Origin of the sequence: Pseudomonas sp. NPDC085632 (assembly GCF_044541255.1) — a bacterium.
Taxonomy (GTDB): domain Bacteria; phylum Pseudomonadota; class Gammaproteobacteria; order Pseudomonadales; family Pseudomonadaceae; genus Aquipseudomonas.
In genome coordinates, this window is the sequence record NZ_JBITSX010000032.1 from 42,608 (window position 1) to 65,567 (window position 22,960).

20 protein-coding genes are annotated in these 22,960 nt (G+C 60.0%); 7 read left to right on the top strand and 13 right to left on the bottom strand.

Annotated features, from left to right (window positions below; translation table 11 throughout):
• The first annotated feature begins 2 nt into the window (after nucleotides 1–2).
• The 3 genes from ACIF4X_RS19325 (at nucleotide 3) to ACIF4X_RS19335 (ending at nucleotide 3,491) form a co-directional block, all read left to right on the top strand.
• Entirely contained in the window at nucleotides 3–932 is a 930-nt protein-coding gene (locus ACIF4X_RS19325; RefSeq protein WP_397483353.1) for a LysR family transcriptional regulator, read from the top strand.
• Between the two features lie 317 nt (nucleotides 933–1,249).
• Entirely contained in the window at nucleotides 1,250–1,984 is a 735-nt protein-coding gene (locus tag ACIF4X_RS19330) for an ArsR/SmtB family transcription factor (RefSeq protein WP_397483354.1), read from the top strand.
• Between the two features lie 124 nt (nucleotides 1,985–2,108).
• The gene (locus tag ACIF4X_RS19335; RefSeq protein ID WP_397483355.1) at nucleotides 2,109–3,491 is read left to right on the top strand and encodes an MFS transporter; all 1,383 of its coding nucleotides are present in this window, start codon (nucleotides 2,109–2,111) and stop codon (nucleotides 3,489–3,491) included.
• Between the two features lie 121 nt (nucleotides 3,492–3,612).
• Here the strand turns inward: ACIF4X_RS19335 and ACIF4X_RS19340 are convergent, their stop codons facing one another.
• The 3 genes from ACIF4X_RS19340 to ACIF4X_RS19350 form a co-directional block, all read right to left on the bottom strand.
• Nucleotides 3,613–4,566 carry an adenosine deaminase gene (locus tag ACIF4X_RS19340; RefSeq protein WP_008082147.1) on the bottom strand — a complete coding sequence of 318 codons (954 nt, stop codon included), beginning with the start codon at nucleotides 4,564–4,566 and terminating at the stop codon, nucleotides 3,613–3,615.
• Between the two features lie 80 nt (nucleotides 4,567–4,646).
• Complete coding sequence (locus ACIF4X_RS19345; protein WP_397483356.1) at nucleotides 4,647–5,612, bottom strand: 2-oxoglutarate and iron-dependent oxygenase domain-containing protein; 966 nt, start codon at nucleotides 5,610–5,612, stop codon at nucleotides 4,647–4,649.
• Between the two features lie 158 nt (nucleotides 5,613–5,770).
• Nucleotides 5,771–6,844, bottom strand: coding sequence for a BMP family ABC transporter substrate-binding protein (locus ACIF4X_RS19350; RefSeq protein WP_397483357.1), 1,074 nt, complete (start codon nucleotides 6,842–6,844; stop codon nucleotides 5,771–5,773).
• A 275-nt stretch (nucleotides 6,845–7,119) separates the two neighbouring features.
• Here ACIF4X_RS19350 and ACIF4X_RS19355 point away from each other — a divergent pair, with 275 nt between their 5' ends.
• On the top strand, nucleotides 7,120–8,211 hold the full coding sequence (locus ACIF4X_RS19355) for a calcium:proton antiporter (RefSeq protein ID WP_397483358.1): 1,092 nt from the start codon (nucleotides 7,120–7,122) through the stop codon (nucleotides 8,209–8,211).
• A gap of 126 nt (nucleotides 8,212–8,337) precedes the next feature.
• Here ACIF4X_RS19355 and ACIF4X_RS19360 read toward each other — a convergent pair whose 3' ends face one another.
• The 3 genes from ACIF4X_RS19360 to ACIF4X_RS19370 all read right to left on the bottom strand — a co-directional run bounded on the left by ACIF4X_RS19360 (nucleotide 8,338) and on the right by ACIF4X_RS19370 (nucleotide 11,052).
• Nucleotides 8,338–9,696 carry an 8-oxoguanine deaminase gene (locus ACIF4X_RS19360; protein ID WP_273916053.1) on the bottom strand — a complete coding sequence of 453 codons (1,359 nt, stop codon included), beginning with the start codon at nucleotides 9,694–9,696 and terminating at the stop codon, nucleotides 8,338–8,340.
• Nucleotides 9,697–9,992: 296 nt separating this feature from the next.
• Nucleotides 9,993–10,679: an SDR family oxidoreductase gene (locus ACIF4X_RS19365; RefSeq protein WP_194935572.1), complete on the bottom strand. Its 687-nt coding sequence runs from the start codon at nucleotides 10,677–10,679 to the stop codon at nucleotides 9,993–9,995.
• A gap of 22 nt (nucleotides 10,680–10,701) precedes the next feature.
• Nucleotides 10,702–11,052 (bottom strand): MerR family transcriptional regulator, encoded by a 351-nt coding sequence (locus tag ACIF4X_RS19370; RefSeq protein ID WP_322845803.1) that lies wholly within the window; start codon nucleotides 11,050–11,052, stop codon nucleotides 10,702–10,704.
• A gap of 83 nt (nucleotides 11,053–11,135) precedes the next feature.
• On the opposite strand from ACIF4X_RS19370, the gene ACIF4X_RS19375 reads away from it, so the two are divergent.
• Entirely contained in the window at nucleotides 11,136–11,555 is a 420-nt protein-coding gene (locus ACIF4X_RS19375) for a hypothetical protein (RefSeq protein ID WP_397483368.1), read from the top strand.
• Nucleotides 11,556–11,628: 73 nt separating this feature from the next.
• Here ACIF4X_RS19375 and ACIF4X_RS19380 read toward each other — a convergent pair whose 3' ends face one another.
• The 7 genes from ACIF4X_RS19380 to ACIF4X_RS19410 all read right to left on the bottom strand — a co-directional run bounded on the left by ACIF4X_RS19380 (nucleotide 11,629) and on the right by ACIF4X_RS19410 (nucleotide 19,610).
• Entirely contained in the window at nucleotides 11,629–12,555 is a 927-nt protein-coding gene (locus ACIF4X_RS19380; protein WP_064118442.1) for an ABC transporter permease, read from the bottom strand.
• Nucleotides 12,555–13,661, bottom strand: coding sequence for an ABC transporter permease (locus tag ACIF4X_RS19385; RefSeq protein ID WP_397483359.1), 1,107 nt, complete (start codon nucleotides 13,659–13,661; stop codon nucleotides 12,555–12,557). Before ACIF4X_RS19385 ends, ACIF4X_RS19380 begins: the two co-directional genes overlap by 1 nt.
• Nucleotides 13,662–13,674: 13 nt before the next feature.
• Nucleotides 13,675–15,222, bottom strand: a complete 1,548-nt coding sequence (locus tag ACIF4X_RS19390) for an ABC transporter ATP-binding protein (protein ID WP_397483360.1) — start codon at nucleotides 15,220–15,222, stop codon at nucleotides 13,675–13,677.
• Nucleotides 15,223–15,830: 608 nt separating this feature from the next.
• The gene (locus ACIF4X_RS19395; RefSeq protein WP_397483361.1) at nucleotides 15,831–16,412 is read right to left on the bottom strand and encodes an IMPACT family protein; all 582 of its coding nucleotides are present in this window, start codon (nucleotides 16,410–16,412) and stop codon (nucleotides 15,831–15,833) included.
• Between the two features lie 7 nt (nucleotides 16,413–16,419).
• A complete protein-coding gene (locus ACIF4X_RS19400; protein WP_397483362.1) occupies nucleotides 16,420–17,070 on the bottom strand; it encodes a TetR/AcrR family transcriptional regulator in 651 nt (216 codons plus the stop codon).
• A gap of 88 nt (nucleotides 17,071–17,158) precedes the next feature.
• Nucleotides 17,159–18,547, bottom strand: a complete 1,389-nt coding sequence (locus tag ACIF4X_RS19405; RefSeq protein ID WP_397483363.1) for a uracil-xanthine permease family protein — start codon at nucleotides 18,545–18,547, stop codon at nucleotides 17,159–17,161.
• Nucleotides 18,548–18,689: 142 nt separating this feature from the next.
• Complete coding sequence (locus tag ACIF4X_RS19410; protein ID WP_053116962.1) at nucleotides 18,690–19,610, bottom strand: LysR family transcriptional regulator; 921 nt, start codon at nucleotides 19,608–19,610, stop codon at nucleotides 18,690–18,692.
• A gap of 138 nt (nucleotides 19,611–19,748) precedes the next feature.
• On the opposite strand from ACIF4X_RS19410, the gene ACIF4X_RS19415 reads away from it, so the two are divergent.
• Both ACIF4X_RS19415 and ACIF4X_RS19420 read left to right on the top strand, forming a co-directional pair.
• Complete coding sequence (locus ACIF4X_RS19415) at nucleotides 19,749–21,098, top strand: aspartate aminotransferase family protein (protein WP_397483364.1); 1,350 nt, start codon at nucleotides 19,749–19,751, stop codon at nucleotides 21,096–21,098.
• A 76-nt stretch (nucleotides 21,099–21,174) separates the two neighbouring features.
• The gene (locus ACIF4X_RS19420; protein WP_397483365.1) at nucleotides 21,175–22,668 is read left to right on the top strand and encodes a CoA-acylating methylmalonate-semialdehyde dehydrogenase; all 1,494 of its coding nucleotides are present in this window, start codon (nucleotides 21,175–21,177) and stop codon (nucleotides 22,666–22,668) included.
• Nucleotides 22,669–22,960: the final 292 nt, after the last annotated feature.

Here is a 22,960-nt window from a genome sequence, read left to right on the forward strand (position 1 = left end):
CCATGCTGCGTTTTGACGACTTGCAGTTGTTTGTCCGGGCGGCGGATCTGGGCAGTCTTTCGGCGGCTGCGCGAGTAATGGACATGTCTGCGGCCGTGGCCAGTGCGGCGTTGAAACGGATCGAACAGCAGTTGGGCGCGCGTTTGCTCGCTCGCTCGACTCGCAGCCTGCGCCTGACGGCCGAGGGCGAAGGCTTTCTCGAATACGCACGCGCGGCGTTGAGCAACCTCGATGAAGGCCGGCGCTTGCTGGCCAGCGGGCAAGATCAGGTCAGTGGGGTCTTACAGTTGTCGGCACCTTCGGACTTCGGCCGCAATCTGTTGCTGCCCTGGCTCGACGCGTTCCAGCGCGAACACCCGAAGCTGACCGTGCGCTTGCTGCTTGGCGACCGCATTGCTGACCTGTTCCGTCAGCCGGTGGACATCGCCTTGCGTTATGGCGAGCCGGAAGACTCAAGCCTGGTTGCCTTGCCCATCGCCCCGCACAACCGTCGTGTGCTGTGCGCCTCGCCGGCGTATCTGGCCCGACACGGCGAACCGCGCCAGCTCGAGCAATTGGCCCAGCACAACTGCCTGTTGTACATGCTCGGTAGCCGGGTTCATGACCATTGGAGTTTTCATGACGGCAAACGTGAGGTCGGCCTGACCGTCAGTGGTGACCGTTTCAGTGATGACGCCGACGTGGTGCGCCTGTGGGCGGTGGCCGGCGCCGGAATCGCCTACAAGTCCTGGCTGGACGTGGGCGCCGATGTGCTCGCCGGGCGTCTCAAAGTGCTGCTGCCGGAGCTGCTGTGTGAGCGCGCACCGCTGAATTTGTTGTGCGCCCATCGCGCTCAATTGAGTAAGCCGGTGAACCTTCTGCGGGAAATGCTCGCCAGCCGATGCGCTGATTTGAGTAGTCAATTTCCCGCTTTTCCGAAAGTTGATCATTAGTCGCAGGTAAATAGAGAAATTTCTGTCAGGAACAATCACCACCTGCGCAGGCCCCGGCGCGGGACGCGCGGGCTAACCCGCTTATACTAGCGCCCGCCTCACGCCAGCACCGACACCCCGGCCCGGAGACCCTTGCACCGCGTCGCCAGTCTTCGAGTGACGGTCGCGCAACTGCTGCGGGTTCTGTGCCGGAGCAGGCTGCGTCAGTGGCTTGCCTCGCCCCGGTTCATGGCGATTTTCGCGTCTTGGCCGATGACTCATTAGCGGCCAAGATGTCTCCGAGCAGTAGACGATACGATTCAACAGGGAGTGAACACATGGAACATGCACCTTGCATCAGCCAGATCGCCACGTTGCTGGCCGACCCCAAGCGCAGCGCGATGATGTGGGCGTTGATGGATGGCTCGGCCCGGCAAACCGAGGAGCTTGCGCTACTGGCAGGGCTGTCGCCGTCGTCGGCCAGCGCGCACTTGGCGCGGCTTTCCACGGGTGGTCTGTTGAAGGTCGAAGTCCGCGGTCGCAAACGGTTTTTCCGTCTCTCGGCACCGGAGGTCGGCGCTGCGATAGAAGCGTTGGCCAGCGCTACCATCGCCAGTGCTCCGAGGGAGATTCCCGAGGTATTCAAACGCGCCACCCCCATGGCCAAACCGCAGACCGCGCCGTCCTCGTTGTTGCGTGCGCGTTTTTGCGATGACCACCTCGGCGGCACGCTGGCGGCGGATCTGTATCAGCGGTTGCTCGATGCCGGCTGGATCGAGCAGCTTGAACAACGCGTCGTGGTGACCCACAAGGGCGCGAAGTTGTTGGCGGGGCGCGGCGTGTTCATTCAAGCGCTGGCCCATCGCAACGTACAAGTGGCATGTGCCTGTCCGGACTGGAGCGAGCGTCGTCCGCACATGGGCGGCTCACTGGGCGCCGCGTTGCTGCAGTTGTTCATGCAGTCCGGTTGGCTGACCCTGCCCAACGATTCCAGAGCCTTGCAATTGACGGCCACTGGCCAACGGGAACTGCACCGCTTCGCCAGGGAAACCGAGCTGGAAATGGCGTTGTAGGGCACTCGCATTCGACGTCAGCATTCTGGCGTCGTCCACGGCTGCGAACAGGTCGCATCCAGCACCGACGCCTGAGCGCTATCGCGCACACTCGATCCGGGGACATTTCGGATGGGGAGGCGGCATGGACACACACGGCTACAGCGCAGCAGAACGCTTGGAGCGACTGCCGATCAGCGGTTATCACCGGATCATTTTCATCATCATTGCCTTGGCGTTTTTCTTCGACTCCATGGACCTGGCGATGATGACGTTCCTGCTCGGCTCGATCAAAGCCGAGTTCGGCCTGAGCAGTGCGCAAGCGGGGCTGCTCGCCAGTTCGAGCTTCTTCGGCATGGTCGTGGGCGCATCGCTGTCGGGCATGCTCGCCGACCGGTTCGGGCGCAAACCGGTGTTTCAGTGGAGCATCGTGCTGTGGGGCGTGGCCAGTTATCTGTGTTCAACGGCGCAAACGGTCGAGACGCTGACGCTGTTTCGCATTCTGTTGGGTATTGGCATGGGCATGGAATTCCCTATCGCTCAATCGATGCTGTCGGAGTTGATACCGGCGCAACGGCGCGGGCGCTACATCGCGTTGATGGACGGCTTCTGGCCGCTGGGGTTTGTTGCCGCCGGGGTGCTGTCGTATTTCTTGCTGCCGCTGATTGGCTGGCGCGACATCTTTCTGGTGTTGGCCGTGCCGGCGGTGTTTGTCCTGGCGATCCGGTTTTTCATTCCCGAATCGCCGCGCTGGCTGGAGCAGGCCGGCAAGCATGAGGCGGCGGACAAGGTATTGAGCGGAATCGAAACGCGGGTGCGCGCCTCTTTAGGCGGTGCGTTGCTGCCGGAGCCGATTCGCTTGCCGCGCACGGTGACGCCACCGGGCACGTTCTTCTCGGCGCTCCAGCAGATCTGGTCGCCGCAGTATCGCCAGCGCACCACGATGATCTGGAGCCTGTGGTTTTTCGCATTGCTTGGCTTTTATGGGCTGACGTCGTGGCTGAGTGCATTGCTGCAACAGTCGGGATTCGCCGTGACGCAGTCGGTGTATTACACGGTGCTGATTTCGCTGGGCGGGATTCCCGGGTTTCTGATGGCGGCGTGGCTGGTCGAACGCTGGGGGCGTAAACCGGTGTGCATCGTCACGTTGCTCGGCGGCGCGGTGATGGCGTTTCTGTATGGGCAGAGCGCGGTGTTTGGTGGCAACGTGGCGCTACTGATCAGCACCGGGCTGTTGATGCAGTTTTTCCTGTTCGGCATGTGGGCGGTGCTCTACACCTATACGCCGGAACTGTATCCGACGTCGGCGCGGGCGACCGGTTCGGGCTTTGCCTCGGCGATCGGCCGCGTGGGTTCGCTGCTCGGGCCGTTGGTGACCGGGCTGGTATTCCCGATTACCGGGCAGGGCGGGGTGTTTGCGCTGGGCGCGGCATGCTTTGCGATAGCGGCGGGGGTGGTGTGGCTGTTCGGGATGGAGACGCGCGGTAAAACCCTCGAAGAGCTGACTGAAAGCCAAATCCCAGGCTAAACAAAGAACCCACTGTGGGAGCGAGCCTGCTCGCGAAAGCGGAGTGTCATTAAACAAAAATGTTAACTGACACTCCCTCTTCGCGAGCAGGCTCGCTCCCACATGGGCTATTCGGTGTTGTTTATGGTTTTACCAGGCGCGCATCCAGGCTGTTCTGCGCCAGGCGCTTGGCCTGATCCTGGGTCATGCCCAAATGCTCATGCAGCGCGTAGAAGTTCTCGGTCACATAACCACCGAAGTACGCCGGGTCATCGGAGTTCACCGTGACCTTCACGCCACGCTCGAGCATGTCGAGAATGTTGTGCTGGGACATGTGATCGAACACGCAAAGCTTGGTGTTCGACAGCGGACACACGGTCAGCGGGATCTGCTCGTCGATGATCCGCTGCATCAGACGCTCGTCTTCGATAGCGCGTACGCCATGGTCAATGCGCTGGATTTTCAGCAGGTCGATGGCTTCCCAGATGTACTCCGGTGGGCCTTCTTCGCCAGCGTGAGCGACGGTCAGGAAGCCTTCGTGGCGGGCACGGTCGAATACACGCTGGAACTTGCTCGGCGGGTGGCCCATTTCGGAGCTGTCCAGACCGACGGCGACAAACGCGTCACGGAACGGCAGCGCTTGATCCAGGGTTTTCTCGGCCTCTTCTTCGCTGAGGTGGCGCAGGAAGCTGAGGATCAAACCGCTGGTGATGCCCAGTTGCTGCTCGCCATCCTTCAATGCCGCCGCGATGCCGTTGAGCACCACTTCGAACGGGATGCCCCGGTCGGTGTGGGTCTGCGGGTCGAAGAACGGTTCGGTGTGGATCACGTTCTGTGCTTTGCAGCGCAGCAAGTACGCCCAGGTCAGGTCGTAGAAATCCTGCGAGGTGCGCAGTACATCAGCGCCCTGGTAATACAGGTCGAGGAATTCCTGCAGGTTGTTGAAGGCATAAGCCTTGCGCAGGGTTTCCACGTCGTTCCACGGCAGGGCGATCTTGTTGCGTTCGGCCAGGGCGAACAGCAGCTCGGGCTCCAGCGAGCCTTCCAGGTGCAGGTGCAGTTCAGCCTTGGGCAAGGCGTTGAGCCAGTCGTACATATTCTTTTCTCATCAGGTGCAATGACGGCATTCTACAGATGCTCACCGAAACAATTGGCAAAACCTGACCAAGCGATCCATCAAACGGCTTCCTGCTCACGGCGATAGGCGTAGGTATCGGCGAAGCGCGACAGCAGGAATTCGGCGCAGGTGGTTGTCGGATATTTCGCCGGATGCTGTGCGTCCTGACATCCGGGCAGGCATTCGATGCGCGTGTCCGGGTGCGGCTCGGCGAAGAACGGCATCGAATAGCGATCGACCCCGAGCGGACTGATTACCCGGTGCGGGGTCGAGCGATAACGGTCATTGCTCCAGCGCGCCATCATGTCGCCGAGGTTGACCACGAAGGTGCCATCGATCGGTGGCGCATCGATCCATTCGCCTCGCACATTCTTGACCTGCAAGCCACCGGCGCTGTCCTGATAGAGCAGGGTGATGCAGCCGTAATCAGTGTGCGCGCCGGCGCCTTGCTGCTCGGCGGAGCTGGCGGTGTGGCGCGGTGGGTAGTGAATCATGCGCAGAACGCTGACCGGGTCAACGAAGCGGCTGTCGAAAAAATTGCGTTCGATGTCCAGCGCGAGGGTCATTGCCCGTAGCAGGGTTTGCGCGAGGGCCTGCATGTCGAGGTAGTGCTGCTCCATCAAGTCTGCCCATCCCGCTTGCGCTGGATGACGGTTCGGCCCGCGCAGCGGTTTTTCGGCGAGCACGTCGGGATGGTTGGCCGGCAGGTGCAGGCCCATGTCGAAGGTTTCTTTGAGGTCGCTGGGTTTGCTTGGGTCGAGTTGTTCGGTGGCGATGGCGCCGTAGCCGCGATGGTGACGGGTTTGGGTGATGTCGATCTTGAGTTTTTCTGTTGCGGGCAGGGCAAAAAAGCGTTGGGTGTGATCGAGCACGGTGTTGATGCGCTGCGTTGAAATCGGATGGCCCTTGATGTAGAAGAAACCCCACTCGCGGCAGGCGAGATCAATTTGTTCAGCCACGGCAGGCCAAGCGTTTTGATCGTCGCTGTACAGCGGGCTGATATCGATGATCGGAAGACTGTTCATGCACGGGTCCTGGAGAAACGCAGACTGGAGAACACTGAAGAACTCTGTGGGAGCTGGCTTGCCAGCGATGAGGCCATCACATTCAACATCAATGCTGCCTGTCAGACCGCTATCGCTGGCAAGCCAGCTCCCACAGGGTCGGTGTGTTTTGCGGAGGATTACTTCGGCATCTCAGCCTTCATGCCTTCAACGTAATAGTTCATCGACGCCAGTTCCGCATTGGTCGCACTCACGCCCGCCGGGATTTTTTCGACACCGGCCTGATCCTTGATCGGCCCGGTAAACGGCTGCAACGCGCCGCTTTTGATATCGGCAATGATCTGCTCGGCCTCGGCTTTCACCGGCGCCGGCACCAGGTTGCTGATCGGCAGTTCAACCGTGCCTTCCTTCAGCCCGCCCCAATAATCCTGCGATTTCCACGTGTGATCGATCACGCTCTGCGTCGCCTGAATGTAGTGCGGCGCCCAGTCGTTGACGATCGAGGTCAGCACCGCTTTCGGCCCGAAGTGTGCCATGTCCGAGGCGTAACCCACCGCGTACACGCCACGACGTTCGGCGGCCTGAATCGGCGCGGGGCTGTCGGTGTGCTGGAACACCACGTCGACACCCTGATCGATCAGCGCGTTGGCCGCGTCGGCTTCCTTGCCCGGGTCGAACCAGGAGTTGACCCACACCACTTTGATCTCGGTGCCGGGGTTGTACTTGTTCAGCGCCAGTTGAATCGCGTTGATGTCGCGGATTACCTCGGGGATCGGGAACGAAGCGACATAACCGATCTTCTTGGTCTTGGTCATCTTCGCCGCGAGGAAACCGCCTACATAGCGCCCCTCGTAAGTGCGCGCCAGATAGGTGCCGAGGTTCTTGTCCTGTTTGTAGCCAGTGGCGTGTTCGAAGGTCACCTTGGGAAACTGCCTGGCGACTTTCAGCGTCGGGTTCATGTAGCCGAAGGAGGTAGTGAAGATCAGGTCGTACTTGTCCTTGGCCATGTTGCGGATCACCCGCTCGGCGTCGGCGCCCTCGGCGACGTTCTCGACGTAGTTGGTGGTGATCTGATTGCCGAATTTTTCGGCGAGTGCCTTGCGCCCCTGCTCATGCTGATACGTCCAGCCGTGGTCACCGATCGGGCCGATGTAGACGAAACCGACCTTCAGCGGATCGGCAGCGCTGGCGCTCAGGCTGATCCCCAGACCGAGGGCGGCGCACAGCAGTTTTTGCAGCGGACGTATTTGCATGAACTCGAACTCCATTTTGTTGTGTGTGGTCAGGGCCAATGCAAATTGCTGACCAACAAGACAACAAACAAAAAAGATCGCAGCCTTTGGCAGCTCCTACATGGCAATGCACAACCTGTAGGAGCTGCCGAAGGCTGCGATCTTTTCAGCGCCAGAACCAACGCAGTGCAATTCAACGGATTCACGCTATCGCTTGGTGCGCTAAGGTGTAACGAAACGTTAGCGCCGCCCCGCAGTCAGTAGCTCATTCGCTCTCTTTGGCAAAAAGGCCCGCCATGCTCTCGATCCTCAAGCAAGAAAGCTTTCTGCTACTGGCCGTCATCGCCGCGTGCGTCGCCTATCCGCTGGAACACTGGCTGCTGCACAGCGGCCAGATCGTCGCGCTGATCGGCGGCCTGGTGCTGATCGCCTTCATCGTCGCCGCCTCAATGCGTGTCGCTCATCAGGCCGAATTGCTCGCGGAAAAAGTCGGCGACCCGTACGGCACGATGATCCTCACCCTCGCCGCCGTGCTGGTGGAGGTGGTGATCCTCGCGATCATGATGAGTAACGAAGCCTCGGCAACGTTGGTGCGTGACACGATCTACTCGGCGGTCATGCTCGACATCAACGGCATCCTCGGCCTCGCGGCACTGATGGGCGGAATCAAGCATGGCGAGCAGTCCTACAACGACGATTCGGCGCGCAGCTACAGCGTGATGATTCTCACCGCGATGGGCGTGTCGATGGTGGTGCCGGAATTTATTCCCGAGGCGAACTGGAAGATTTATTCGGCGTTCACCATCGGTGCGATGGTGGTGCTTTACGCGTTGTTTCTGCGCATGCAGGTCGGGCCGCACAGTTACTTTTTCAGCTACAGCTACCCGGACAAGCGCCGCAAGAAAGAACCCGTTGAACAGGAGCCGAAACCGGTCAGCCTGGCGCTGTCGATCGCCATTCTGGTGTTTGGTGTGGTGGTGATCGGCGCACTCGCCGAAGTGATGTCGAAGACCCTCGATCTGGGCCTGGAAGGCACGGGCGCACCGCCGGTGATCACGGCGATTCTGGTGGCGGCGATTTCCGCTGCGCCGGAGATTTTGACCGCGTTGCGCGCAGCGCTGGCTAACCGTATGCAGTCGGTGGTGAACATTGCGATGGGGGCGTCACTGTCGACGGTGATTCTGACGGTGCCGGTGATGGAGGCGATGGCGCTGTACACCGGCCAGCCGTTTCAGATGGCGATGACGCCGGTGCAGACGGTGATGATTTTCCTGACGTTGATCGTCAGCGCGATCAACCTGAATGACGGTGAGACCAATGCCATCGAAGGCATGACGCACTTTGTGCTGTTTGCGACGTTCATCATGCTGTCCCTGCTCGGCCTTTGATATTGATCGTTCCCACGCTCCGCGTGGGAATGCCGCCATGGACGCTCTGCGTCCGCTGCTGGGACGCGGAGCGTCCCGAGATGCATTCCCACGCAGAGCGTGGGAACGATCATATGGGGAGGGGGATCAGGTACCGGCGATCAACTGGCGCGCCGCCTGGCTGTGATCGGCGATCAGGCCTTTCAAATCGAGGCCTTCAACCTGGCCGTCAACCACGCGCCACTTGCCGCCAATCATCACCCGGTCCGCACGATCGGCGCCGCACAACAACAGCGCCGAAATCGGATCATGGCTGCCCGAGAAGCGCAGCTCATCAAGCTTGAACAACGCCAGATCCGCCTGCTTGCCCACGGCAATTTCACCAATGTCGGTGCGACCCAAAAGGCTCGCCGAACCCTTGGTCGCCCAGCCCAGCACGCGTTCCGGGGTGATCTTCTCGGCGCCGTAACGCAGGCGCTGGATGTACAGCGCCTGACGCGCTTCGAGAATCATGTTCGACGCATCGTTGGACGCCGAACCGTCGACGCCCAGACCAAACAACGCACCGGCGTCAGTCAGATCGATACTCGGGCAAATGCCGGAAGCCAGACGCATGTTCGAACTCGGGCAATGGCAAATGCCGGTGCCAGCCTGACCCAGGCGGGCGATTTCGTCCGGGTTGAAATGGATGCCGTGGGCCAGCCAGGTGCGTGGGCCGAGCCAGCCGACACTGTCCAGATAATCAACGGTGCGCAGGCCAAAACGCTGCAGGCAGAAGTCTTCTTCGTCGAGGGTTTCGGCCAGATGCGTGTGCAGACGCACGTCGAGCTTGTTCGCCAGTTCGGCGCTGGCCGACATGATTTCCGGGGTCACCGAGAACGGCGAGCACGGCGCCAGGGCGATCTGGATCTGCGCGCCATCGCCACGCTCGTGGTACTCGTGAATCAGGCGCTGACTGTCGTCGAGAATCACCTGACCCTCCTGCACGGTCTGCTGCGGCGGCAGGCCGCCGTCCTTCTCGCCGAGGCTCATCGAACCCCGGGTGAGCATGGCGCGCATGCCCAGTTCACGCACGCTTTCGACTTGCACGTCGATGGCGTTCTCCAAGCCATCCGGGAACAGGTAGTGGTGGTCGGCAGCGGTGGTGCAACCCGACAACAGCAATTCGGCCAAAGCGACTTTGGTCGCGAGGGCGAGTTTCTCAGGCGTCAGGCGCGCCCACACCGGGTAAAGGGTTTTCAGCCACGGGAACAACGGCTGATTGACCACCGGCGCCCAGGCGCGAGTCAGGGTTTGATAGAAGTGGTGATGGGTGTTGATCAGGCCAGGCAGGATCACATGCTCGCGGGCATCGAACACTGCATTGCACGGCGCCGACGGCTGTTGGCCGGCAGCCAGCACTTCGACGATGACACCGTCTTGCACGACAAGGCCGCCACGGGCATCGAGCTCGTTGGAAGTGAAAATGGCGAGGGGGTTTTTTAACCAGGTACGGGTCGCGGGCATGTTGCCGGCTCCTCTGAAAATGGGGTTCAGGGTTGCCAGCTCAGTGATGCCCTGTCTGCTGATCCAGGGTCGCCGCGGGGACGAGGTGCGCAGTTTCGAACAAAACGCCGCATGGGGCAAGCCCAACCCGATGTGATCCGACAACGCGCATTCCAAACAAAATGCGCAACCCTGTAGGAGCTGCCGGAGGCTGCGATCTTTTGATCTTGTTTTTGACAATCAAAAGATCGCAGCCTTCGGCAGCTCCTACAGTTAGCCAGTCATGCAGGTATTCAGGGGAGTCTGATTTTCGCTGCTTACCAGGGAATCGTTTCACCCTTGTAGTTGATGAAGTGATGCCCACCCTTGCCGGTATACGCGTTCACCTGATCGACCAGCCCGCGGGTGCTGGTTTCGACATCCAGATCCGCGCCTTCGCCGCCCATATCGGTCTTCACCCAACCCGGATGCAGCGACAACACCGTCATCTTCTGCTCGCCCAATTGCGTGACAAAACTGTTGGTCATCGAATTCAGCGCAGCCTTGCTCGCCTTGTACAGCGCCAGCTCCGGCGCGTCCGGCACCGTCACGCTACCCAGCCCGGAACTCATGAACGCCAGCACACCGCTGCCGTCACGAATCTGCCCGGCAAAACGCTGGGCCAGATTGATTGGCGCCACGGCGTTGGTGAAAAACAGCTGACCGACTTCGGCCAGTGTCGCGCCGCCCGGGGTCTGATCGGCCGGGCCTTTGACCCCGGCGTTGACGAACAGCAGGTCGAACGTTTCGCCCTTGAGTTGTTGGCTCAGAGCGATCACCGCTTGCTGATCGTCCATGTCGAGCTTCTCGATCCGTACCTTGCCCAGCGCTTGCAGCGCCTCGGCGTTTTGCGGATTGCGCACGGTGGCGGTGACTTGCCAGCCGTCGGCCAACAGGGTTTTCACCAGACCGAGGCCCAGGCCCCGGGAGGCGCCGATGATCAGTGCGTTTTTTGCAGACATGATGGGCTTCCTTGATGAATGAGGATCATGGATTCAATGGACAGGCCTGACCGAGCCGAAGTTGCAGCTCTTGCCGCAGTACGTCGAGTTCGCGCATGCGGGTTTCGATCAGTTGCAGTTTGTCGCGCAGCAACTGCGCCACGGCGCTGTCCGGATCGGGCGCGTTCCACAACGCAGCAACGCTGTCACCGATCTCGCCGAGGGTAAATCCCAGGCGTTGCGCGGTTTTGATATAGAGCACCAGTTGCACCATCTCCGGCGGATAGTCGCGGTAACCGTTGGCACTGCGTTGCGCCGCGATCAACCCGCGCTGCTCGTAGAAACGCAGGGTGTCACGGCTGACGGCGCTGGCCTGGGCTAATTCACCGATACGCATGCGGGCTCTCAAAACAGCTGTTGACCCTGGAGCATACTCCAGGCTTTACCGTGCTTGCTCCCTGAATTTCTGGAGCATGGATGATGTGGACTTCAACGCAGTATCGCCACGTGGTGCGCGGCAGCGCCTGGCATGACCTGATCGTCACGGCAGCGTTTGCCACGCCGTGGAGTTTTGCTTTTGTGCACGGGTTGTTGAGCGCACTGAATTTGCCGGGTGAGCTGCCGGCGTTTCAACCTGTGCATCTGTTGATGGCGAATCTGTTGGGTTCGCTGGTGTGCGTGTGGGCGGTGCTGCGGATTCGTGATCCGCAGGCGCTTTATGGACGCTATGACGCGGTGGCCAGATTTCTTTTTGCGGCTTGGCAGGCGTATGCCTTGGTCCATGGCGCCAGTTCGATTCTGCTGTTTTTTCTGGTCTTCGAACTGGCGTGGGGCATTGCTCAGGTGTTGCCTGTCAGGGCCTCATCGCTGGCAAGCCAGCTCCCACAGGTTCAGTGTTGATCACGGATTTTGTGCACGACATAGACACTGTGGGAGCTGGCTTGCCAGCGATGGGGCCATTGAAATCACTACATTAATGCCCCGCCTGCCAAGGCTGCCCCAACGAAACCGGCGCATACAACCGCGTCCGCAGCGCATCGCGCGACAACAGCACCAGCACCACAATCGTCGCCACGTACGGCAGCATCGCCAGCAAACTCGATGGGATCGCCAGCCCCAATCCCTGCGCCACCAAATGCAGGATGCTGGCGAGGCCAAACAAATAAGCCCCAAGCAACAACCGCCACACCCGCCAACTGGCAAACACCACCAGCGCCAAGGCAATCCAGCCACGCCCGGCAGTCATGTTCTCCGCCCACATCGGCGTGTACGCCAGCGACAAATAAGCCCCGGCCAACCCGGCCATCGCCCCGCCAAACAGCACCGCCAGCGTACGCACGGTCAGCACCGGCAGCCCCATTGCACTTGCCGCATCCGGGTTCTCACCGACCGCTTGAATGATCAGCCCGACACGACTTTTGATGATCACCCACGCGACCAGCGCAAACAGTGCGAACGACAGGTACACCAGCAAATCCTGCGCGAACAACATCCGCCCAATCAACGGAATCTCACTCAAATAAGGAATCGCCAACGGCTCAAAACCGGCCAGCGGTTTCCCGACCCAAGCCGCGCCGACAAAGGTCGACAGTCCGACACCAAAAATCGTCAGCGCCAACCCGGTCGCCACCTGATTGGCGTTGAACACCAGCGCCACCAAGGCAAACAGCGACGACAGCAACATCCCGGCCAGCATCGCCAGCAACACGCCCAACCACAGGTTGCCGCTGTTCAGCGCGACGATGAAACCGATCACCGCGCCAAACAGCATCATCCCTTCCTGACCGAGGTTGAGCACGCCGCTCTTCTCGCAGATCAGTTCACCCAACGCCACCAGCAGCAGCGGCGTGCCGCACCGCACCATGGCGTAGAAAATATTGCTCAACAGATCGATATCCATCACAGCGCTCCGGCGGTTACGGCGGTGGTCGACGTGCGCTTCACCCAGCGCAGTTTCAGACGTGGCCGATAGAGAATCAGCACGTCACAGGCGAGCAGGAAAAAAAGCATCATTCCCTGGAATAACTGGGTGATCGCCTGCGGCAGATTCAGGGTCATCTGCGCGCTCTCACCACCGATGTACAACAGCGCCATCAACAGGCTGGAAAACAGAATCCCGATCGGATTCAGGCGCCCGAGAAACGCCACGGTGATTGCCGCATAGCCGTAACCCGGGGACACCTGCGGCACCAATTGGCCAATCGGCCCGGTCACTTCGCAGACCCCAGCAAGCCCGGCCAGACCGCCGCTGATCAACAGCGCCAGCCAGATCAAACGCTTCTCGCGAAAGCCGACAAATCCTGCCGCCCGCTTGTCCAGTCCAAGCACTTTGATCTGGAAGCCGACAAAACTTTTCTGCAACAACACCCACACCGCCACCAGAGCGAGCAGGGCGAAATACACCCCGGCATGCACGCGGCCATCCTCCATCAGCAGCGGCAAACGACTGGCGTCGCCGAACATCGCCGACTCGGGAAAGTTGAACCCGGCCGGATCTTTCAACGGCCCATGGACGCAGAACAACAGCAGGTTCAGCGCGATGTAATTGAGCATGATGCTGGTGAGGATTTCGTTGGCGTTGAAGCGCGTGCGCAACCACGCGGTGAGCCCGGCCCACGCCGCGCCAGCGACGGTGCCAGTGAGCAAAATCAATACCAGCGCCCAGCGACTTTGCACGTCGATGATGTTCACCGCCAACGCGCTGCCGGCGAGCGCACCGAGGAGTAATTGCCCCTCTGCGCCGATGTTCCAGATTCGCGCCTGATACGCCACTGCCAGGCCCAGTGCGCAGAGCAGAATCGGCAGCGCCTTGACCAGCAATTCGGAGACACCATACAAGTCGCTGACCGGCGCGATCAGCAGCGTGTGCAAGGTTTGCAGCGGGTCATGACCGAGGGCGATGAACAACAGTGAGCCGCAGCCGAGCGTCAGCGCCGCTGCCAACAACGGCGAGCACCACAGCATCAAGCGCGATTGCTGGCCGCGGGGTTCGAGGGAAAGCAGCATGAGTAAAACTCCGTTAAACCGTGGCGGCAGAAGGTGGGTTGTCGAACTGGCCGGCCATCCAGCCGCCGATGTCGCTGAGTTGCGTATCGGTGGTGTTGTGCAGCGCCGACAAGCGTCCGCCACACAAGGCGCCGAGGCGGTCGCTGATCTGGAACAGTTCGTCGAGGTCTTCGGAAATCACCAGAATCGCCGCACCGGCATCGCGCAACGCGATGAGCGCGCGGTGGATGGTCGCGGCGGCGCCGACGTCAACGCCCCAGGTCGGGTGCGCGGCGATCAGCAGTTTCGGTTGCTGGAGGATTTCCCGACCGAGGATGAATTTCTGCAGGTTGCCTCCGGAGAGGCTGCGCGCAGCGGTGTGCATGTCCGGGGTTTTCACGCCGAAGCGCTGAATGATCTGTTGGGCGAGGGCTTCGACTTTGCCGCGTTCGATCAAACCGTGGCGGACCAGGCCTCGTTGGAAAGCGGTAAGCAGGGCGTTATCGGCCAGACTCAATTCCGGTACCGCGCCGTGGCCGAGGCGTTCGGCAGGCACGAACGCCAAACCCAGTTTGCGCCGCGCGTCCGGGCGCAAATCGGCAACATTCTGCTCAGCGAATCGAAGGGTTGCCGCTTCGGCCTCAGGCAAGGTTTGTTCACCACTGAGCAGGGCGAGCAACTCATCCTGACCATTGCCCGCGACCCCGGCGATGCCGACGATTTCACCGCTGCGTACTTGCAGATTGATGTCCGCCAACGAGCAACCAAACGGGTCCGGGTTGTGCCAACTCAATCCGCTCATCCGTAAAAACGTCGTGCCGCCACTGGCCTTCGGGTAATCGCCAATCAACGCCGCCGCTTCGCCAACCATCATCTGCGCCAATTGCTGATCCGAACATTCGGCTGGCACGCAATGCCCGGCCACGCGCCCGCCGCGCAGAACTGTCGCGCTATGACACAAAGCGCGCACTTCACCGAGTTTGTGACTGATAAACAGAATGCTGCAGCCTTCGGCGGCGAGGCGGCGCAGGGTGACGAACAACTCGTCGGCCTCTTGTGGCGTCAGCACCGAAGTCGGTTCATCGAGAATCAGCAGGCGAATGTCCTGCATCAGGCAGCGAACAATCTCCACCCGTTGCCGCTCGCCGATCGACAGGCTGTGGACAAGTCGCTCCGGCTCCAGCGCCATGCCGTAGCGGCGCGACACTTCGCGAATCTTTGGTTCCAGTTGTTTCGGTGTCCCGGCCGCCGCGCCCATTGCCAGCGCGATGTTCTGCGCGACGCTGAGGGTTTCGAACAGTGAGAAATGCTGGAACACCATGCCGATGCCCAACTGCCGCGCCTGCGCCGGACTGCGGATGTTGACGCGTTGGCCTTGCCAGAGCATTTCCCCAGCGTCGGCCTGGGTGACGCCGTAGATAATCTTCATCAACGTACTTTTGCCCGCACCGTTTTCACCGAGCAGGGCATGGATTTCCCCCGGCGCGATGCTCAGGTCGATGGCGTCGTTGGCCAGGCAACCGGGGTAGCGTTTACTGATGTGGCGCAGTTGCAGGCGCGGGAGGGGTGGTGCGATTGGCATGACAGGCTCGACTGGCTTGGAGTTGTGCCTGTGGATAAAGCAATTTCCTGGCCATTGAGTCAGGAACCCGAGCGGGCCGTGCGCGTGGACGTCTGCTGCAGAGCATTCCGCAGCTAATCATGCGCAGGCCCGGCACCAATTCAGAGCAAAGCCGTTGATCGGGCTCCAGTTTTGCCCGTCGGCAACTGATCAAAAAACGAGCAAACCCATGGGAGCTAGGCAGAACCTGCGACTGCGGCGGTCATGAACGGGTTATCCACAGGTTGCTCCACAGTTATTGTGTGCAAGCCAAATAGCCGGGCATAAGCACAGTGATGCTTTCTTCTAATGGTGATAAACGAGGCTAACTGATTGTTTCTGTTTGGAATTTACATTTCGTCGGGTGAATTGAACGAAAAGTGAACAAACCGCGCAAAGCCACGTGACAGAAGGGTTACAGCGGAATGTACTCAGGTTATCCACAGTCGGGTGCACAGCAGATGTGGGCAACTCTGTGGAATAAGGAAAACGGGGGATGCCCTAAAAGATCGCAGCCTTCGGCAGCTCCTACAGGGAGAACGCATTTAAAGTGTAGGAGCTGCGGAACGCTGCGATCTTTTGATCTTGCTTCACCGCTGCAACAAAATCCGGCCACGGCTCAAATCGGCTAGTTGAGTTTGCAAGACAGCAATCTGCGCCTCACCCACCGCCAACTTCAACTCAACGCCATTCGCCGTAAAATTCTCTTCAACAACCAACCCACCCAGATCAGCCACCCGCAACTTCACCAATGCCAACTCGGCAAACCCGCAAGCACAACTCAACGGCACCCGACTGATCAACTCAACCTTGGCCGCCGTCTGCAAACACTTGTTCGCGCCACCGCCATACGCCCGGGCCAAACCGCCCGTGCCCAATTGAATTCCGCCGTACCAACGAATCACCAACACCGCGACCTGATCGCAATCCTGCGCTTCAATCGCCGCCAGAATCGGCCGACCCGCCGTGCCGCCCGGTTCGCCGTCGTCATTGCTGCGGTATTGATCGCCGAGCTTCCACGCCCAGCAATTGTGCGAGGCGTTGAAGTCGCTGTGCTGTTCGAAAAACGCCTGCGCCTCGGCAGGGCTGCCGATCGGCATAGCGAAGGTGATGAAGCGGCTTTTGCGAATCTCTTCGCGGTACTCGCAAAAACCGCTGAGGGTGAAAGGCATAAACGTCTTATAGAGAAGGAGTGAGGCCGCAGCCTTTGAGAATGATGCGGATCAGGTTGTTGCCGGCGTCTTCCATGTCCTGCTTGGTCAGTTTGCTGCGACCGCTGACACGACAGATCTGCGTGGCGAAGTCGGCGTAATGCTGGGTGCTGCCCCACAACAGGAAGATCAAGTGCACCGGATCGACCGCGTCCATTTTGCCCGCATCGATCCACGCTTGAAACACCGCCGCGCGGCCGGTGAACCAGGCGCGGTAATCCTGATTGAAATATTCGCTGAGGCATTCGCCGCCGCTGATCACTTCCATCGCAAAGATCCGCGAGGCTTGCGGCTGGCGCCGGGAGAATTCCATCTTGGCGCGGATGTAGCGGGTCAGCGCTTCGGCCGGATCGTCCTCGGCGGTGAGCGTGTTGAAGGTGCTGTCCCACAGCTCGATGATGTTGCTCAGCACCGCCACGTACAAACCGAGTTTGTTGGTGAAGTAGTAATGCAGGTTCGCCTTGGGCAACCCGGCATTCTGGGCGATGGTGTTCATGCTGGTGCCTTTGTACCCGTGGCGGGCGAACTCGTCTTCGGCAGCTTTGAGGATGGTCTCTTCGTTCTTTTGACGAATGCGGCTGGCGGGTTTGCCGCCATGGGCTGGGACTTCAAAGGTCATAGGCACTTCCGGGTTTGTCTGTGGGTGCAACCAGTTGCGTTGATAGCGCACCCACAGGCATCCGACAAGTGTTTGAGCGATAAAATCGTTACGCCTGTTCGATCTTGTTCAGCGGCGGGTGCGCTTCAGCGGCCTCGGTTTTCGACTCCGGCAGCAGCAGGCAAAGGATGATTGCGGTCAGGCCGCCGCTGGTGATCGCCGAATCAAACAGGTTCTGCACCAGTTTCGGCAGCAGGTGCAGCAGGTTCGGTTGCGCGGCAATGCCCAGGCCGACGCCGAACGACGTGGCGATGATCAACATGCTGCGTCGATCCAGCGGCGACTGCGCGAGGATGCGCACGCCGGCAGCGGCCACCGCGCCGAACATCACCAGGGTCGCGCCGCCGAGCACCGGTTTCGGGATCTGTTGCAGCACGGCGCCGATCATCGGGAACATACCGAGACAAAACAGGATCGCGCCAATGTACAAACCGACATAGCGGCTGGCGACGCCGGTCAACTGGATCACGCCGTTGTTCTGCGCGAACGTGGTGTTGGGGAAAGCGCTGAAGGTCGCGGCGATCATGCAACTGACGCCATCGCCGAGCACGCCACCACGCAGGCGACTTATATAAGAAGGCCCGCTGATGGGTTGCCGGGCGAGCATGCAGTTGGCGGTAAGATCGCCGACGGTTTCGATGGTGCTGATCAGATAAATCAGCGCGACCGGCAGGAAAGCCGTCCAGTCGAAGCTGAAGCCAAACTTGAACGGCGTAGGAAAACTCACCAGTGGCAAGTCAGGCAGTGGCTGCGGCACCAGTTTCCCACTGAACCACGCGGCGAGGCTGCCCAGCACCAAACCGATGATGATGGCCGACAAACGCACCCAAGGCGTGTTCGAGCGGTTGAGCAGAATGATCGTCAGCAACACAAACACGCCCAGCGCCAGATTGCCCGGCGCGCCGAAGTCCGCTGCATTGAAACCACCGCCCAGGTCGGTGATGCCGACCTTGATCAGACTGATGCCGATCAGGGTGATAACGATCCCGGTCACCAGCGGCGTAACGACTCGACGCAATTGACCGATGAAGCGGCTGAGGACGATTTGTACGATTGCGCCGAAAAAGCACACACCGAAAATCATCGCCAGAATGTCTTCCGGGCTGCCGCCGCGTTGCTTGACCAGAAACCCCGCCGACAGCACCGCACCAAGAAAAGCAAAACTGGTGCCTTGCAGACAGATCATCCCCGCGCCAATCCCGAACGGGCGCCGCGCCTGAATAAACGTGCCGACGCCCGAGACCATCAACGCCATGCTGATCAAGTAAGGCAAATATGCGGTCAACCCGAGCGCCGAGCCGATCACCAGCGGCGGGGTGATGATGCCGACGAAACTGGCGAGCACGTGTTGCAGTGCCGCGAGTGTCGCGGCGAGTGGTTTGGGGCGGTCGTTGAGGCCGTAGATCAGGTCGCTGGACGGTGCGGAATCTGGCTGCATGGCTTAGGGCTTCTTGTCAAAGGAACGAAGTAATTCCCCTCTGCAAAAACCTGTCCACTTGCTCAACTTATTATCTCTGTAGGAGCTGCCGAAGGCTGCGATCCCTTGATCTTGCTGTACTTCACCAACGTCGCATCCCTCATCAACGCGTCGCCGCCAGACTCTCCAAAAAGCTTTCCAGCACCAAATGAGGGCGACGCCCCTTGCGCGTGACCGATGCCAGACTCAAATCGTAAAACCGCGTCCCTGCTTTCAAAGCACGCAAACGCCCCTGCTGCACCCAGAGACTGGCGTAGTGATCCGGCAAATACCCGATGTAACGCCCGGTCAAAATCAAAAACGCCATGCCCTCACGGTCAGAAGCACTCGCTGTGCAATTGAGCGCCTGGTAATGCGCCTGAATATCCGCCGGCAAACGAAACGTCGGCGCAATTGCGTCCTGACTGTTAAGGCGTTCGTCATCCAGTTGCTTGTCATCGACATAAAACAACGGATGACCCACCGCGCAGTAAAGCAGCGAGCGCTCGCTGTACAGCGGTTGATATTCCAGTCCCGACAACGCACTGGCCTGCGGCACCACACCGACATGCAGTCGCCCATCGAGCACGCCTTGCTCGACTTCATTCGGCGCAATCATGCGGATCTGAATTTGCACATCCGGCCCGCGTTCCTTCAACTGGGCGAGGGCGTGGGTGATGCGCATGTGGGGGAGGGTAACGAGGTTGTCGGTCAGACCGATGATCAACTCACCGCGCAAATGCTGGTGCAGGCCGTTGACCTCAGTGCGGAAACTTTCCAGCGCACTTAATAGTTGCAGCGCCGATTGATACACCTCACGGCCTTCTTCGGTCAGCGAAAAACCGGCGCGGCCGCGCTGACACAAACGTAAACCGAGACGCTGCTCCAGATCGCTCATCTGCTGACTGATTGCCGAACGACCGATACCGAGCACGGTTTCCGCCGCCGAGAAGCCGCCGCATTCCACCACGCTGCGAAAAATCCGTAGCAGGCGAATATCAAAATCACTCACCTGGGCCAGCGGATCGGGGCGGCGGCTGCTCATCTTATTGTTCTCATTGTTTAGCAAAGTTCTAACTGAAGGTTAGAAGAGTTGAATTTCACCGACTTTATCGCCGTGGCAATTTAGCTGCAACAACGCTTTTTATCTCCCTGACGCTTATGCCCTGCGAGGTTTTGCCCGATGAACATGCCTGAAAACGCTCAGTCGCCACTGGCCAGCCAATTGAAGCTGGACGCGCACTGGATGCCGTACACCGCCAACCGCAACTTCCAGCGCGACCCGCGTTTGATCGTTGGCGCCGAAGGCAGCTGGTTGATCGACGACAAGGGCCGCCGGGTATACGACTCGTTGTCCGGTCTGTGGACGTGCGGTGCGGGCCACACCCGCAAGGAAATTCAGGAAGCAGTCTCCAAGCAACTGGGAACCCTCGATTACTCGCCGGGCTTCCAGTACGGCCATCCGCTGTCGTTCCAGCTGGCCGAGAAAATCACCGAGCTGACCCCGGGCAATCTGAACCACGTGTTCTTCACCGACTCCGGTTCCGAGTGCGCCGACACCGCGGTGAAAATGGTCCGTGCCTACTGGCGCCTGAAAGGCCAGTCGACCAAAACCAAAATGATTGGCCGTGCCCGTGGTTACCATGGTGTGAACATCGCCGGCACCAGCCTCGGCGGCGTCAACGGCAACCGTAAGCTGTTCGGTCAGGCGATGATGGACGTCGATCATCTGCCGCACACGCTGCTGGCCAGCAACGCCTTCTCCCGTGGCATGCCGGAGCAGGGCGGTATTGCCTTGGCCGATGAACTGCTGAAGCTGATCGAACTGCACGATGCTTCGAACATCGCCGCCGTATTCGTTGAGCCGATGGCTGGTTCCGCTGGCGTGCTGGTTCCGCCCCAGGGTTACCTGAAACGTCTGCGCGAGATCTGCGACCAGCACAGCATCCTGCTGGTGTTCGACGAAGTGATCACCGGTTTCGGCCGTACCGGCAACATGTTCGGCGCCGACACCTTTGGTGTGACCCCGGACCTGATGTGCATTGCCAAGCAAGTCACCAACGGTGCGATCCCGATGGGCGCGGTGATTGCCAGCTCTGAGATCTACCAGACCTTCATGAATCAGCCGACGCCTGAGTACGCGGTGGAATTCCCGCACGGCTACACCTACTCGGCACACCCGGTGGCTTGCGCCGCTGGCCTGGCGGCACTCGACTTGCTGCAAAAGGAAAACCTGGTACAGAGCGTGGCGGAAGTCGCGCCGCATTTCGAAAACGCGCTGCATGGCCTGAAAGGTTCGAAGAACGTTATCGACATCCGTAACTTCGGCCTGGCCGGTGCCATCCAGATTGCCCCGCGTGACGGCGACGCCATCGTGCGTCCGTTCGAAGCGGGCATGGCCCTGTGGAAAGCCGGGTTCTACGTACGCTTCGGCGGCGACACCCTGCAGTTCGGCCCAACCTTCAACAGCAAGCCGCAAGACCTCGATCGTCTGTTCGACGCGGTCGGCGAAGTGCTGAACAAGCTCGACTGATTTTTCCTTCTATATAGCTATGCAAATGGCAGGCGCCTCTTGCGGGCGTCTGCGCACAAGAATTCAGGAGTTTTCGATGAGCGTTATCCCGCATTTGATCAATGGCGAACTGGTGACCGAGAACGGTCGCGCGGTTGATGTGTTCAACCCGTCCACCGGTCAGGCTATCCACAAGCTGCCACTGGCCAGCCAGGCCACCATCCAGAAAGCCATCGATGCCGCCAAGGCTGCGTTCCCGGCCTGGCGCAACACGCCGCCGGCCAAACGCGCTCAGGTGATGTTCCGCTTCAAACAACTGCTGGAGCAGAACGAAGCACGCATCTCGCAACTGATCAGCGAAGAACATGGCAAGACTCTGGAAGACGCTGCCGGTGAACTGAAGCGCGGCATCGAGAACGTCGAGTTTGCCTGCGCAGCGCCAGAAATCCTCAAGGGCGAGTACAGCCGCAACGTCGGCCCGAACATCGACGCATGGTCGGACTTCCAGCCGCTGGGCATCGTGGCCGGTATCACCCCGTTCAACTTCCCGGCCATGGTGCCGCTGTGGATGTACCCGTTGGCGATCGTCTGCGGCAACTGCTTCATCCTCAAGCCATCCGAGCGTGATCCAAGCTCCACCCTGCTGATTGCTCAACTGCTGTTGGAAGCCGGATTGCCGAAAGGCGTGATGAGCGTGGTTCACGGCGACAAGACTGCCGTGGACGCGCTGATCGAAGCGCCAGAAGTCAAAGCACTGAGCTTCGTTGGTTCGACACCGATTGCTGAATACATCTACGCCGAAGGTACCAAGCGCGGCAAGCGCGTTCAGGCACTGGGCGGTGCGAAGAACCACGCGGTGCTGATGCCGGATGCCGATCTTGATAACGCTGTCAGTGCACTGATGGGCGCGGCCTACGGTTCGTGCGGCGAGCGTTGCATGGCGATTTCGGTTGCCGTGTGTGTTGGCGACCAAGTGGCGGATGCGCTGGTAGCGAAACTGATTCCACAGATTCAAGCGTTGAAAATCGGTGCCGGCACTTCGTGCGGTCTGGACATGGGCCCACTGGTTACCGGTCAGGCGCGTGACAAAGTCAGCGGTTATGTTGATGACGGCGTGGCAGCGGGCGCGACCCTGGTGGTCGACGGTCGCGGTTTCAGCGTGGCCGGTCATGAAGAAGGCTTCTTCCTCGGTGGCTGCCTGTTCGACAACGTCACCCCGGAGATGCGCATCTATAAAGAAGAGATATTCGGCCCGGTACTGTGCATCGTTCGCGTGAACAGCCTGGAAGAGGCGATGCAACTGATCAACGATCACGAATACGGCAACGGCACCTGCATCTTCACCCGTGACGGTGAAGCGGCGCGTCTGTTCTGCGACGAGATCGAAGTCGGCATGGTTGGCGTCAACGTGCCGCTGCCGGTACCGGTGGCTTACCACAGCTTCGGCGGCTGGAAGCGTTCGCTGTTTGGCGACCTGCACGCTTATGGTCCGGATGGTGTGCGCTTCTACACCCGTCGCAAGGCGATCACTCAGCGCTGGCCGCAACGTGCGAGCCATGAGGCTTCACAGTTCGCCTTCCCTAGCTTGTAAGTAGAAGGGGATTACAGAGAAGGCCGACCTCATTGAGGTCGGCCTTCGTGTTTTCGGGGTTTTTTGACCGATGTGACAGAATTATGAAAATAGGTGTTGACGGCAGATTTCAGATGTCTATAATTCGCCCCACTTCCGGCGCAGTCGAAACGGAAAACTCCTTGAAATTCAAAGAGTTATGTAGGTTTCGGCAGCGGGTTGCTTCAGTTCATCGAAGCCAAAAGGAAGTTGAAAAAGAGGTGTTGACAGCAGCGTGTAACGCTGTAGAATTCGCCTCCCGCTTCGGAGAGAT

What these genes read in the sequence shown, in the direction of transcription:
- ACIF4X_RS19345 (WP_397483356.1), bottom strand. Translation starts at nt 5,612, where the DNA reads ATGAACAGTCTTCCGATCATCGATATCAGCCCGCTGTACAGCGACGAT.
- ACIF4X_RS19330 (WP_397483354.1), top strand. Translation starts at nt 1,250, where the DNA reads ATGGAACATGCACCTTGCATCAGCCAGATCGCCACGTTGCTGGCCGAC.
- ACIF4X_RS19400 (WP_397483362.1), bottom strand. Translation starts at nt 17,070, where the DNA reads ATGACCTTTGAAGTCCCAGCCCATGGCGGCAAACCCGCCAGCCGCATT.
- ACIF4X_RS19395 (WP_397483361.1), bottom strand. Translation starts at nt 16,412, where the DNA reads ATGCCTTTCACCCTCAGCGGTTTTTGCGAGTACCGCGAAGAGATTCGC.
- ACIF4X_RS19385 (WP_397483359.1), bottom strand. Translation starts at nt 13,661, where the DNA reads ATGCTGCTTTCCCTCGAACCCCGCGGCCAGCAATCGCGCTTGATGCTG.
- ACIF4X_RS19355 (WP_397483358.1), top strand. Translation starts at nt 7,120, where the DNA reads ATGCTCTCGATCCTCAAGCAAGAAAGCTTTCTGCTACTGGCCGTCATC.
- ACIF4X_RS19410 (WP_053116962.1), bottom strand. Translation starts at nt 19,610, where the DNA reads ATGAGCAGCCGCCGCCCCGATCCGCTGGCCCAGGTGAGTGATTTTGAT.
- ACIF4X_RS19375 (WP_397483368.1), top strand. Translation starts at nt 11,136, where the DNA reads ATGTGGACTTCAACGCAGTATCGCCACGTGGTGCGCGGCAGCGCCTGG.
- ACIF4X_RS19335 (WP_397483355.1), top strand. Translation starts at nt 2,109, where the DNA reads ATGGACACACACGGCTACAGCGCAGCAGAACGCTTGGAGCGACTGCCG.
- ACIF4X_RS19405 (WP_397483363.1), bottom strand. Translation starts at nt 18,547, where the DNA reads ATGCAGCCAGATTCCGCACCGTCCAGCGACCTGATCTACGGCCTCAAC.
- ACIF4X_RS19380 (WP_064118442.1), bottom strand. Translation starts at nt 12,555, where the DNA reads ATGGATATCGATCTGTTGAGCAATATTTTCTACGCCATGGTGCGGTGC.
- ACIF4X_RS19390 (WP_397483360.1), bottom strand. Translation starts at nt 15,222, where the DNA reads ATGCCAATCGCACCACCCCTCCCGCGCCTGCAACTGCGCCACATCAGT.
- ACIF4X_RS19340 (WP_008082147.1), bottom strand. Translation starts at nt 4,566, where the DNA reads ATGTACGACTGGCTCAACGCCTTGCCCAAGGCTGAACTGCACCTGCAC.
- ACIF4X_RS19350 (WP_397483357.1), bottom strand. Translation starts at nt 6,844, where the DNA reads ATGCAAATACGTCCGCTGCAAAAACTGCTGTGCGCCGCCCTCGGTCTG.
- ACIF4X_RS19420 (WP_397483365.1), top strand. Translation starts at nt 21,175, where the DNA reads ATGAGCGTTATCCCGCATTTGATCAATGGCGAACTGGTGACCGAGAAC.
- ACIF4X_RS19370 (WP_322845803.1), bottom strand. Translation starts at nt 11,052, where the DNA reads ATGCGTATCGGTGAATTAGCCCAGGCCAGCGCCGTCAGCCGTGACACC.
- ACIF4X_RS19360 (WP_273916053.1), bottom strand. Translation starts at nt 9,696, where the DNA reads ATGCCCGCGACCCGTACCTGGTTAAAAAACCCCCTCGCCATTTTCACT.
- ACIF4X_RS19325 (WP_397483353.1), top strand. Translation starts at nt 3, where the DNA reads ATGCTGCGTTTTGACGACTTGCAGTTGTTTGTCCGGGCGGCGGATCTG.
- ACIF4X_RS19415 (WP_397483364.1), top strand. Translation starts at nt 19,749, where the DNA reads ATGAACATGCCTGAAAACGCTCAGTCGCCACTGGCCAGCCAATTGAAG.